Annotated in this window: 14 protein-coding genes; 7 read left to right on the top strand and 7 right to left on the bottom strand. The window is 49.8% G+C overall.

Features of this window, described 5'->3' with window-relative positions:
* The 3 genes from ABYP33_RS14805 to ABYP33_RS14815 form a co-directional block, all read right to left on the bottom strand.
* On the bottom strand, nucleotides 1–723 hold a 723-nt coding region (locus tag ABYP33_RS14805; protein ID WP_373091935.1), incomplete at its 3' end, for a molybdopterin cofactor-binding domain-containing protein.
* On the bottom strand, nucleotides 723–1,229 hold the full coding sequence (locus ABYP33_RS14810; protein ID WP_373091936.1) for a (2Fe-2S)-binding protein: 507 nt from the start codon (nucleotides 1,227–1,229) through the stop codon (nucleotides 723–725). The genes ABYP33_RS14810 and ABYP33_RS14805, both read right to left, overlap by 1 nt.
* Nucleotides 1,230–1,447: 218 nt before the next feature.
* Nucleotides 1,448–2,113, bottom strand: a complete 666-nt coding sequence (locus ABYP33_RS14815; RefSeq protein ID WP_373091937.1) for an outer membrane beta-barrel protein — start codon at nucleotides 2,111–2,113, stop codon at nucleotides 1,448–1,450.
* Between the two features lie 438 nt (nucleotides 2,114–2,551).
* Here ABYP33_RS14815 and ABYP33_RS14820 point away from each other — a divergent pair, with 438 nt between their 5' ends.
* Nucleotides 2,552–4,087 carry a fatty acyl-CoA reductase gene (locus tag ABYP33_RS14820; protein WP_373091938.1) on the top strand — a complete coding sequence of 512 codons (1,536 nt, stop codon included), beginning with the start codon at nucleotides 2,552–2,554 and terminating at the stop codon, nucleotides 4,085–4,087.
* 87 nt (nucleotides 4,088–4,174) lie between these two features.
* Here the strand turns inward: ABYP33_RS14820 and ABYP33_RS14825 are convergent, their stop codons facing one another.
* Nucleotides 4,175–4,582, bottom strand: a complete 408-nt coding sequence (locus tag ABYP33_RS14825) for an SRPBCC domain-containing protein (RefSeq protein ID WP_373091939.1) — start codon at nucleotides 4,580–4,582, stop codon at nucleotides 4,175–4,177.
* A 364-nt stretch (nucleotides 4,583–4,946) separates the two neighbouring features.
* Between ABYP33_RS14825 and ABYP33_RS14830 the strand changes: the two genes are divergently transcribed.
* From ABYP33_RS14830 to rrtA, 3 genes are all read left to right on the top strand, one after another.
* Nucleotides 4,947–5,984, top strand: a complete 1,038-nt coding sequence (locus ABYP33_RS14830; protein ID WP_373091940.1) for an asparaginase domain-containing protein — start codon at nucleotides 4,947–4,949, stop codon at nucleotides 5,982–5,984.
* Between the two features lie 266 nt (nucleotides 5,985–6,250).
* Nucleotides 6,251–6,514 (top strand): transposase, encoded by a 264-nt coding sequence (locus ABYP33_RS14835; RefSeq protein ID WP_373091941.1) that lies wholly within the window; start codon nucleotides 6,251–6,253, stop codon nucleotides 6,512–6,514.
* Between the two features lie 13 nt (nucleotides 6,515–6,527).
* A complete protein-coding gene (gene rrtA, locus ABYP33_RS14840) occupies nucleotides 6,528–7,133 on the top strand; it encodes a rhombosortase (RefSeq protein ID WP_373091942.1) in 606 nt (201 codons plus the stop codon).
* Nucleotides 7,134–7,190: 57 nt separating this feature from the next.
* Here the strand turns inward: rrtA and ABYP33_RS14845 are convergent, their stop codons facing one another.
* The 3 genes from ABYP33_RS14845 to ABYP33_RS14855 all read right to left on the bottom strand — a co-directional run bounded on the left by ABYP33_RS14845 (nucleotide 7,191) and on the right by ABYP33_RS14855 (nucleotide 8,629).
* On the bottom strand, nucleotides 7,191–7,964 hold the full coding sequence (locus ABYP33_RS14845) for a hypothetical protein (RefSeq protein ID WP_373091943.1): 774 nt from the start codon (nucleotides 7,962–7,964) through the stop codon (nucleotides 7,191–7,193).
* 56 nt (nucleotides 7,965–8,020) lie between these two features.
* The gene (locus ABYP33_RS14850; RefSeq protein ID WP_373091944.1) at nucleotides 8,021–8,302 is read right to left on the bottom strand and encodes a hypothetical protein; all 282 of its coding nucleotides are present in this window, start codon (nucleotides 8,300–8,302) and stop codon (nucleotides 8,021–8,023) included.
* Nucleotides 8,303–8,365: 63 nt separating this feature from the next.
* Complete coding sequence (locus ABYP33_RS14855) at nucleotides 8,366–8,629, bottom strand: hypothetical protein (protein ID WP_373091945.1); 264 nt, start codon at nucleotides 8,627–8,629, stop codon at nucleotides 8,366–8,368.
* Nucleotides 8,630–8,676: 47 nt separating this feature from the next.
* On the opposite strand from ABYP33_RS14855, the gene ABYP33_RS14860 reads away from it, so the two are divergent.
* From ABYP33_RS14860 to lpxD, 3 genes are all read left to right on the top strand, one after another.
* Nucleotides 8,677–9,156, top strand: coding sequence for a DUF305 domain-containing protein (locus ABYP33_RS14860; RefSeq protein WP_373091948.1), 480 nt, complete (start codon nucleotides 8,677–8,679; stop codon nucleotides 9,154–9,156).
* Between the two features lie 120 nt (nucleotides 9,157–9,276).
* On the top strand, nucleotides 9,277–10,584 hold the full coding sequence (locus ABYP33_RS14865; protein ID WP_373091946.1) for an LVIVD repeat-containing protein: 1,308 nt from the start codon (nucleotides 9,277–9,279) through the stop codon (nucleotides 10,582–10,584).
* A 302-nt stretch (nucleotides 10,585–10,886) separates the two neighbouring features.
* Complete coding sequence (gene lpxD, locus ABYP33_RS14870; RefSeq protein ID WP_373091947.1) at nucleotides 10,887–11,942, top strand: UDP-3-O-(3-hydroxymyristoyl)glucosamine N-acyltransferase; 1,056 nt, start codon at nucleotides 10,887–10,889, stop codon at nucleotides 11,940–11,942.
* Nucleotides 11,943–12,117: the final 175 nt, after the last annotated feature.

Below are 12,117 nucleotides of genomic sequence, written 5' to 3' on the forward strand. Positions count from 1 at the left end.
CGCCTCACTTGCGTCAAAGCGCTTGACCCTACCACCAAACTGCGGGCAGCGCAGTAACACTGCGGTTAACGCCTCTGGGTATTGAACATCGATTCCGAAGTCAGACTTACCGGTCACTTTAGCCAAGGCATCTAAGCGCTGGTTGTGACGACCAATATACTGAAAATCCTGTGGCGACTTGAGTTTCACCTCGGTCGGGGTCGGGAGGCCCCGGGCAATCGGCAGCAAGGTGGCAAATGTCACCTCGCCGCCAGCGTAGACGACGTTACCATTTTTAAGCGTAAGCGCCGATTCCGGCAGTGATAAATGCTGGGCGGCCGCGGTCTTTAACATTGCCGCGATCGTGGCTGCCGCCTCGCGCACTATGCTGTAGTTCAATTTTATCGACGAGCTACCGCCAGTAATCATGACGTAAAATTCAGGGTCGCGGAAATCCGGATGAAACTCCGCCTGCTGCACTGTAATCAGGCCCGGCTCCATATTCAGCTCTTCGCCGGCCATGGTTGCCATTCCGGTGTACACACCCTGACCCATCTCGGACTTATGCAATTGCAAAATCACGTCGCCACTGGGGCTAATCTGCAAAAAGGCATTGGGCTGTAAATCTGTGGCCGAAAAATGCGGGTATTCTGGTTTAGCACAGCCACTAAGGTTAAACCCAATGGCCAAGCCGCTGCCCAACACCGCGCCGCTTTTAATAAAACTGCGTCTAGAGAGAGTCATTACACGTTCTCCTTAACAGTTTCAGCAGGGTTATAGTGCTGTACGGCAAGCTCTGACGCGCGGTGGATCGCTTTGCGAATCCGCGGATAGGTGCCACAGCGGCAGATATTACCGGACATAGCGGCATCTATTTCAGCGTCATTAGGTGCCTTGTTATTAGCGAGCAAAGCCACGGCCGACATGATCTGGCCCGACTGGCAGTAGCCGCACTGGGGAACATTCATTTCCAACCACGCTTGCTGAACGGGATGCAAACGATCGTCCGCCGCCCCAAGCCCCTCAATGGTAGTAATCTCACGGCCATTGATAAATTCAGCTGGATAACTGCAGCTCCGAATTGGGCTGCCGTCCAAATGCACGGTACACGCGCCACACAGCCCCATACCGCAACCAAATTTGGTGCCGGTCATGGCCAGATGGTCACGCAACACCCACAACAGCGGCGTACCTTCATCAACACTTAAGGCCTGCTGTTGACCGTTCAAAGTAAACCTTAAATCCGCCATGTCCTCTCCGATAACATTTTGCAATGGGCCACACTATACCGGCCTAAGGCAGCAATGTCCTGTTACAAAATGTGCATAATTGGACCGCACAACATCAACGCTAAACGCGGCTAAATACCCGCTTATATAAACAAATATCATTCGACCTAGTGCATAAATGGCGTAAAAAAAAGCGGCGGTAACCCCCGGGTTGCCGCCGCCTGAATTAACTTAATCGTTTAAAAACGTAAGACAAAATCCGCAGACAAGGTGTTGGCCGACATATTCACCGACTCGTCATCATCCAACACATAGTGGTCGTAACCTATTTGTATGTCAGCATTACGGGCTACCGCAAAGCGTAGCCCAATACCAATATAGGGGTCTGTACCTTCTACCGAAAATTTACCACTACGACTGGTATCCTCCAAGGTACCCGCAAACTCCCAAGCATAAACCCCAAACCGAGCATACGCGCCCATTGGCTCGTGAGCCGGGGTATACACTTTTACCCCTAAAAACACGCCATCAACATCGGCGTCCATATCCACGCGCCCAGCACTATAGCCATTATTCAAAACTTGCGAACCATCAGAAACGCCGCTGGCCGTTAACTTGCCTAGGTCAACAAACCCCATTTCTAGCGCCAGCTCAGGGCTAAAACCAAAGCCCACACCAAATCGAAGACCCTTCGTTTCATTATCTATTTGGACATCCGACAGCGAGCCATCACCAAAACTGTAACGAAAATCCGACGCTTCAAAATCGTACTCTGTCGCACTGAGTCCGCCAAACACATACATACTCGGGCCGCCGCGATAAGGGCTACCACTTTCATGCTCTGCAAGGACAAAATTAGGAAGTGCAACAAGCGTGGCAAACGTCATAGCAGGAAGTAGTTTCATAGTAGAGCTCCTATTTACGTTGGCAGCAGTATGCTCACCATTAACTTAATCCCGCCTGAACAAGTCGATGACAACATTTACTCAACAAACTACCTGCTTCGCATCGTATCAGGTGCAGCGCATGCACCAATTTAGCGTTGCGCGCTTAAGATTGGTGCGGCAAAGCGAAAATATTCGATCAAACGCATTGCGTAGCACACGATGTTCGACGACGTTAGCTGCCCCCAAAAGTGTATCAACCTCGCCAAGCACCTAATCAAGCAAATAATTACTGCCACACGAACTTGGCTTACTTGATGCATTAACGTAACCAATAGCGTTAGTAATAACTTGCCTCGCTGCTGTAACACTAGGGTCAAGTATTGCCGTTAAGATACTAAGGCAAAGCACTTCACGAATCGCTAATTCAGCAATAAAGCACTGAACGAGGAAGCACACATGGACACCGCTAGCAGTAACGTCTCCCAGACTTTGCGACTCCTCAAAGGAAAGCACGTCTTAATTACCGGCACCACGGGCTTTGTTGGCAAGGTCATGCTGGAAAAAATCATGCGTACCGTCCCCGGTATTGGCGGCGTCTACTTAGTCATTCGCGGCAATAAAAAGCACGCCAATGCGGGTAGCCGTTTTGCCAATGAAATAGCCACATCGTCGGTCTTTGAGCATTTAAAACTCAACTCTGCCAGCTACTTTAACGACTTTTGCGACAATCGTATTCACTGCATAAGCGGTGAAATTAGCGAGCCCCAATTTGGTCTACCACGCAGCGAGTTCCGTGTACTTGCCGGTAAAATCGACGCGATAGTGAACTGCGCCGCCAGTGTCAATTTTCGCGAGGAGCTCGACCGCGCCCTCGCGATCAACACTCACAGCTTGCGTAATATTGTCGAGTTGTCAGATATCGCAGGCAATATTCCCGTTATACAAGTCTCAACCTGCTACGTTAACGGCTTCAACAAAGGCCCTATTCACGAAACCGTGGTGAAACCAACACGCGGTGAACTCACTCAACACAAAAGTGGCTACTTCGAAGTGTGCAGTTTAATCGAAGAACTAGAATCAAAAATTGCTGATGTACACAGCCAATACCAAGGCAAAGAACTTAAAAGCCAACTGATTGACCTCGGTATTCGTGAAGCCAATGCCCTAGGCTGGAATGATACTTACACCTTTACTAAATGGCTGGGCGAGCAAATTCTTTTAAAATCGCTGAGGGGTTACTCACTCACCCTTTTAAGACCGTCAATTGTTGAAAGCACGCTAAACGAACCGGCACCGGGTTGGATCGAAGGCGTGAAGGTTGCCGACGCGATTTTACTCGCCTACGCCAAAGAAAAAGTAAGCTTTTTCCCCGGCAAACGCAGTGGCGTTATCGACGTTATTCCCGCCGATTTAGTGGCTAACAGCATTCTACTTTCACTCGCAGAACAATTGAAAACACCGGGCAACCATCACGTTTATCAATGCTGCAGCGGCGGAGCCAACCCACTCACGCTAGGCACGTTTATCGACCATTTAATGGCCGAGGCCAAAGAAAACCATGGAGCTTACGACAAACTGTTTGCACGGCGTCCTCGCAAACCATTTATTGCAGTGAATAAGCGCCTGTTTAATGCTATTACCTTGTGCATGAGTTTTGTACTGCTTATTGCCAGTCAAACCCTTGGCAAGCTAGGCTGGAAGCGAAGTCTCAAAGCCCGCCGCAACCTTGATGCCGCCATAAACTTATCGACTATATTCTCGTTTTATACCGAACCAGAATATACCTTCCACAACGACAAGCTCATCGGTTTAGCCAAGCGCATGGGGCCCGCAGATCAAGCGCTGTTTCCGGTAGATGCCCGTGCAATAAATTGGGAACACTATTTACGTAAAGTTCACATGGCCGGCCTCAACTGCTACGCCTTAAAAGGCAAAAGCCAAACTGCGACAAACAGACCAATTGTGGCCACAAGCCAAAAGCAAGCGGCTTAAACTCGCGGCTCCGTCGCGCAGCCGCTCCGACTATTGATCGCGAGATTAGGCCTCCGCCAAAGCGGCCAATTGCTCGGCTACCACCGCCTAGCCCTCAGTCAACCCCATTTGCGCATGCCGCTTCATCGCGGCCTCGTTCCATTGTCGCGTACTGGCGGTATAGCGCGTACCCTGCTCTTGTGCACTAATTTCGAAACGACCAATCATAAAGGCATCACGTGGCTGCCAATCGACGGTAAGCGCGTCCGCAAACACAAAGCGCACACCCGGTGTGAACTCAAGTACGACGCCCTCAGTAAGCTCCCGCTCGCTATCAGGGCCGCACATTGTCAGCGCAGCGCGGCCACCGGCGCGCCAATCTAAGTCGATCACCTCCGTAGGCCACGGTTTAGGGCACCACCACTCTAACAAACGCTCAATCATCACCTGCCACACAGTGTCCGGTGGGGCATCGATAAAACGACTAACACTCAGCTCAAAAGGTGGCAGACTCATTTGACTGCTCCCAAGCTAAATTGCAGCTTCAATTAAGAGTCGTGACCAAACAACAAGCCCTTAGCGCTGAATGCCCCTGCAAGGTCAAAATCCGACGACGTATTTTTGACATTGCGGGGCAACATTACATAACACTCGACAAAATCTCGCTAACAGCTTCGACGTACTGTGAGAGAATAGCCGCAATTCTATGCAGTTTACGCATTCTTTACTTATGAGGCCCTGAACTGCCAACGTCAAGACGAAGGACCAAACACCTTGCCAGCGTGGTGTGTCTTAATTAAGCACTGCCAACGGTATCGCTACTAACTTTTGGACATATAGCGCTCGGCGGGTATCAACTGATAGTAATTTGGTGAACAAAATGAATAACAAGATTGTCGTTATAACCACCGGAGGAACGATAGGCTCCATCCTGCAATCTGGCGCTGTCTCGGTAGATCTATCTGCAAACAAAATTGCCGAAGAAATAGAAATAGCAAAGCACACACTGGGCTATGACATTGAAGTCATATCGTCAATAAATAAAAATTCTGAAGCATTAGCACCCAGTGATTGGCTAGATATTCTGTTGAGTATCCAAACAGCCTGCGCAACAGATGCAAGCGGTATCGTTGTAACTCACGGGACCGACACTTTAGTTTATACAATATCAGCAGCCGTGGCCTTAGGACATTTATGGAATAAGAAAATTTGCTTTACCGGCGCATTTTACTCACCCGACAACCCGTCTTCAGACACCGCTTTGAGCCTTTTAGCCGCATTAGAATTTGCCGCCTCAAACCATCCAGTAAGTGGCGTTTTTGTCGCGTTCAGATCAAACGATAGCAATAGTGAGGCCAGAATACTCAATGGCTTCGACGTTAAGCCCATGAGCTTTGATGACTCATGCTTTGGTGCCTTATACAATAATGTACTTGCAAGCTATTCCCCCAAATATGGCTTATCCAACCCCATATCCAGCAAGGGCATAACACACCCCAAAATTAAAACTGCCAGCCTACCTGACAAAAAGGCCATCAAAGCAGCCCAAGCCAAAATATGCTGCATAACGCTCTACCCCGGCATAGACAAAGGCGTCCTCCAAGCCGTCACAAGGGGCCGAGACATCGTCGTCATCCAGCTATACCACAGCGGAACAGGCCCCTATGGCGCGGACTACAACGACCTTATTGAACACCTGCGCGAACACGCCGATAAAACACTCTTTCTATTAAGCGCTTTCCCTAGCGGATATATACAAACCCCTTACGATAGCAGCCGAGCCCTTATCGACGCCGGGGGCTGCATTTACAAAGATGTACAATCGCACTTCTTATACGCTTTCTCACTGCTATCGCTTGCCCTCGGCAATACCAATGAGCAGATCAAAAGCCAGCTCGCAGATTGTCACATGAGCTAGAGCAGCAAAACGCCTCAATCCGTATCGCTAAGCATCCGTGAATGACCTTATTAGCGTAAACCTCAACAAATGTAATGGCAATGCTGCCATCTGTCGCCGACACACTTTGAAATCACTTTGTTCTACCTGGTTTGCTAGGGCTTCGACATTAACGGACACATTATCAGGCAGATGCATGCCTTCGCTGTATTCGTACTGTGTGTTCTGATTGAATGAAGCGGACCCTTTAATAAGAGACAATACCCGTCAATTATTGGTGTGTCATTATGGGACAGAAACGCAGTCACAAGCAGTACTCTAAAGAATTCAAAGAAGAAGTCGTTACCTTGATTCGTGACCAGGACCACTCAGTGGTTGAAGCGTCTAAACCATTAGGTGTGACTAGCAACATGCTGTATCGCTGGAAAGGTCAACAAGGGCAATTGTCGGCAGGTACCGCGCTTGCTAAAATCAATAGGCTTCGATACAACATGTCTTCCGCCGCGCTATATTATACCGCCGTCGCCAACCGCCGCGACGCCCCATCATAAACAGCGGTGAACAATGGCTTTATTTAAAAAAACCTCTGTAGGCCAATTCACTTTTCTGCGAATTATCGCGGTCCTAGCTTTATTAACCGCCACGCAGGCCTGCCACCTTTACTGGGACATGGCCTGGGATAGGACAAAAATTGGAAACGGGGAATTTTGGCGACTCATTACCGGCCACTTTGTTCACAACAATAGCAACCACATATTACTCAATAGCATTGGGCTTAGCGTCGCACTGCTCCTGATCGGCGACAATTTTTCTACGCGAACACTTTGCAGCCTAAGCATGTTTATTGCTTTTTTAACCGGCCTGTTACTGTATGTATTTGAGTCGCAGCTCCTTTATTACGTCGGCTTTTCGGCAGTACTCCACGGTCTAGTCGCCAGCTATAGCATCACTGCACTCAGAAAAACCCCAGGCTACGCCTGCCTCATCTTGTGCTTGCTTGGCCTTAAATTGGCATTTGAAGGACAGCCGCAATTCACTGCAAATTTAATTGGCATTAGGGTCGCAACTGAATCGCACTGGTGGGGCTTTGTCAGTGGCATCCTCGTTGGCGGCATTTATACGGGCATACAACTAAAGCGAAATGCCACGACCTCAGTGAATCAGGGCTAAGGCAACGTCTTTGCCCGTAACAGCACACCCTTTAAAAGCCAAAGGCTGCCGCCCCGCTCAAGGGTACTTTTTCTCATGCGCCCGCAATGCCTTTTCAGTCTTTTGTAAGGCTCGACGTATTCGGTGGGCCATCGCGGAATTCGGCTCAGCAAGCAAGGGCGCTGAATGCGCCGCACAGAGGTTTTCTGCGTCGGCCCAGCGCTCACTCAACTGTGTTGCCCATTCGCGAAAATCGCGAGCCGCGCCCGCTCGCTTCTCTAAGGTTTTTGCCAGTGTGATATGAAAACTAACTTCAGGCTTTTTCAATTTCCCCAATAAGCCCGGTAGCGGTAGGTACATTAGCGTGTCATCTACATGGATCGTTTTAGACGATTTATGGTACGCCAGCACTGACGAAAAATGCAGATGCTCATTATCAGAAATAAAATCGACCCCAGCGGGGATAGAGAATTCAAGGTCATGCGCAAACAATGCTGCACACCCAGCTGACTCAGTCAGTTCTGGCTGCCAGGGCAAATTTGGAAATATCTGCAGGTGCCGCTGGGTACCGTACAGTCGCGCCTTTGGGTACTGCTCATGCATCTGTGCAACATGCATGGTGTGAAACGGATGCAAGTTAATAATGGCTTCAATATCGGCGCCGTTACAAGTCAAAGCGTCGACTTCTGCTTTGAGGGAAGCATTTAGCGTGTAGGCATCTAGCAACACATACTTGCCGCTCGCGCAGCGCAGCAATGATGCTTGGGTGCCAATATTTAACAGGCCACCAATTTTGAACTCACCGCGAATATTCCAGAAATCGTCCGCTATTTTTACAATTTTCTCACTCATAGCAATACTCACCCGCTCCAACCGGTCTTTTGATGCACGATGCCATAGCGATTCAGCTAATGATAGCAAAGAGCGCCGATCACTGAGGCCGAGCATTCGGAAAAGCAAAAATCGTTGCCGTTGTTGCCGAGCAGAGAATCCTCACCATCGCCACCCATAATATGGTCGTCACCGACACCGCCATCAACACCGTTGTCACCCGTACCGGCGTCGATAACATCGTCGCCCCCAAGGCCGTCAATGGCGTCATTGATGGCATCATTGGCCTCGGTACCGCTATGATTATCATCGTCGCTGGTGCCGTTAATTGTACTTGCGGTAGTAATATCAGGCAGCACCAAGTCTTCACTATCGGGGAGTGTGATACCGAAAGTGCTGTTCTGAAAATCCTTAATTTTTATTTAGTTAGTCACACTACTGCGATCAAGCGCGATAAGCAGGTCACCGCTACCACTGACAACACCGTCCCGGGTCATTCGTATGCTAGCGTCTTCGGTGCTCCACACATTGCCGCCATTATTCTCCAAGGTAGAGAGATCTAGCGATTCGCCGTTAAGCTGCAGCAACCCGTCGCCGTCGATATCGTGAATGATGTCCAGATCCCCGTCTTCGAGGGTGTCACTACTGAATATATAGATGTCCGTGCCAGTACCACCGATCAACATGCCGCTACCGGTACCACCTATGAGGATGTCGTTGCCAAGCCATCACGATCGCGCAATTATTGTTAGATGATCGCCCTACCGGCTTAGAGGCCATGGTGCGGGCGATCGCCAATAGCCAGATGCGCGAACTGGGCGAAATGCAGGGCTGGCTCAGATTATGGAATCAAGCGTTCCTGCCTGCCACACCAGAAATGAACTGGATGTTACTCGGCAACAAGCCCTTAGACGAACGGTTAAACCAATATTTAATCGTCTGCCGCCAGTCGCCGGCAGGCATGCCCGGTATTGCGAGCAATGACGACATCGCTCAATTACGGTGCCTCGCCGGACGAGAGCGGGACAAGTTGTTTTTGCGTTTAATGCTTGCCCACCACCAAGGTAGCATTCCTATGGCTGAATATACTGCCACACAAGCCAAATTACCTGCGGTGCGAAAAATCGCCGCGCAAATAGTACTCGATCAATCCAAAGAAATTGATCATATACAAGCCATACTGGCCGCTATTAGCATCACTGCAATAGACTAAGTCGGCGGGTTTTTACACCTAGTTTTACCAAGCCCCAAGGGAGCTTAATAATGAAGCACTGTATCTATTTAAGCGTAATGCTCGTCGCAACAAGTAGCTTAACGGCATGCAACTCAAACAATGGCGCAGCCCCCCTCTACGCAGGTCGTTGATAGCCCAAGCACTCAGCGCGCGGTTTGCGGCGCGGGCTCTCGTCTCGAAACAGGAAAACAAGGCCGCGTGTCCCAGGCCGATCATGATGCTGGCCTTGCTGAACTCGGCTTCACTTGCAACACTGAGTTAGTGGGTTCGTATTTTACGCTGAATGCGGTTGGCACCGTCGGCGGTTTCAAAGTTGAGCGCTATGTCGACAAGACCGGCCGGGAGTGCGCTTACTACGACAGTACCCTACTGTACCCAAGCAACGTCCTTGATATGGATGCCGGGGTAAATGTATTGGATATGACTGACCCCACTAACCCGGTGATGACCGCTCGCTTAGTTACGCCGGCAATGTTGTCGCCTCACGAGTCAGTCGTGGTTTCTCAGCAAGCAGGCATTCTCGCGGCGGTAATGGGCAATCCTGGCGTTTACCCCGGGATTGTTGATGTCTATGACCTCTCTGAGGATTGCCGCAATCCAGTACTAAAATCCTCAGCGCCGGTCGGTGTTCTCGGCCATGAAAGCGGCATAACACCCGACGGCAAGACTTTTTATTCATCGTCACCAGGGACGCCGACCCTGACGGCAGTGAATATTTCAGATCCAGCCCTCCCCAAACATATATGGACCGGCAACTACACTTCTCATGGCTTATCACTCAGAGATGACGGCAACCGCGCCTATCTCGCATCGGGCAATGGCTTCGGGGTATTAATTTTAGATGTCTCGGAAATCCAAGCGCGCAAAGCTAGCCCCCAAGTATACGAAATTGCGCAGATCTCCTGGGAAAATCAAACTATCCCCCAAAGTGCCATGCCCTTTACCCGTAATGGCAAAGCCTACCTGCTGGAAATTGACGAATACTCAAGCAACGAGCCCGGCAACAACGCCTTGGTGGCCTCCCACGGCAAATTTGTCGGCGCAGGCCGTATTATTGATATTACTGATGAGACTAAGCCATGGGTCGTATCTAACCTACGCTTAGCGGTACACGAGCCTGAAAATCGAGATACCATTGCCAACGATCCCGGCGCATTTAACCCCACCGGAGGGTATGCTGGACATTACTGTTCAGCGCCCAGCCGAGTCAATCCCGACATTGCGGCCTGCAGTATGATTCTCTCTGGTCTACGGATATTTGATATTCGCAATCCAGAAAAGCCAAAAGAAATTGCGTATTACAATGCCCCAGTTCAACCTCGGATCCTCACCATACCCGCGCCAGCCAGTAACTGGGCGATGCCCCGCCCCGCTTTTGTCCCGGAGCGCAAAGAAATTTGGTTATAGCGGCTTCTATGCCGTTCGTGTCACGAATGGCGTGTTGTAAACCAAAATAGGCAAAAGCACCGTTCAGGACGAGAGCGGTGCTCGCAGTAGCTGGCCAGAGCAAATTTTCCCCAAAAAAACCAGTGTAAAAGCGATCTCAGTGTTTACAATAGCGCTCCACGATGTCGACGCCTTGGTAAGTCTTTTACCCAGCGGAAGAAATGCCCTAGTTTTGCGCGGTTTATCACTGCAATTTCGGCTTTAACTCCTGTATTCGACCCACCGTAAAAACCCACACACTGGATACCGACAGCGAGAGAATTATGGGCAATATTAAAAAAAGCTTGGCAGAATTGGCAGAGTATCTCGACGCCGAACTCGTGGGCGATGCAAACCACATCATTTCCGGCATAGCAGACTTGCAAACGGCAAACAGCGACGAGCTGTCATTTGTCAATCAAGAGTCCTACGCCGAATATCTTGCCCAGTGTAAATCCGGCGCCGTTATTTTAAGCAGTGACTTTGCCGACAAATACAGCGGTAATAAACTCATCGTTAAAAACACCTATTTGACGTATGCAAAAGTTTCAGCTCTCTTTGAATCCTTATCGGTGTTGGCTTCAGGTGCCCACCCCTCGGCTGTGATTGCGGCCAGCGCCAAGATTAACGCCAGTGCTGCGATTGGCGCCAATTGTGTGATTGGTGAAAACGCCACGATTGGCGCAGGCGCTAAACTCTATCCTGGCGTCGTTGTGGGTGATCACGCCAGTATTGGTGACAATACGCTGATTCATCCAAACGCTGTCATTTACCACGGCGTAGCACTAGGCAAAAACTGCATTATCCACAGTGGCACCGTTATTGGCTCAGATGGGTTTGGTTTTGCACCAATGCGCGGCGGCTGGCAAAAAATTCACCAACTCGGCGCCGTCGTCATCGGTGACAATGTCGAAATTGGCTCAAACTGCTCGATAGACCGTGGCGCACTCGGCGACACGATCATTGGCGACAATATAATCATCGACAACCTCGTTCACATCGCCCACAACGTTAAAATCGGTAAAGGCTCAGCCATCGCCGGCTGTGTCGGTATCGCCGGTAGCGCGACCCTTGGTGAAGGCTGCACAGTCGCGGGCGCGGTAGCGATCAATGGTCATATTTCAATTGCTAATAATACCCATTTTCACGGTGGTACCATTGTCACTAAGGGCAATACCGAACCCGGTGTATTTGCTTCTGCCCCCCCTCAGCAAGATGTTAAAAAATGGCGTCGGAACTCCGTTCGCTATACCCAGCTAGACGAGATGTCTGGTCGAATTCGTCAGCTAGAAAAGCAAATACAGGCTTTATTGGACCAAAACCAAAGTAAAGATAGCTAAAACGCGTAATATTTCACTTAAATAATTTAGACAAACTCATTTATAGGGGCATATCCGCTTAATATCCTGTATATTAGCGCCCTATTTTCAACCCAGCTTACAGAGAGCGCCATGACTGATTTATCCCTTTACAGAAATATTGGTATTTTCGCCCACGTCGATGCCGGTAAAACCA

The organism is Zhongshania sp. (assembly GCF_041584495.1).
Classification (GTDB): domain Bacteria; phylum Pseudomonadota; class Gammaproteobacteria; order Pseudomonadales; family Spongiibacteraceae; genus Spongiibacter.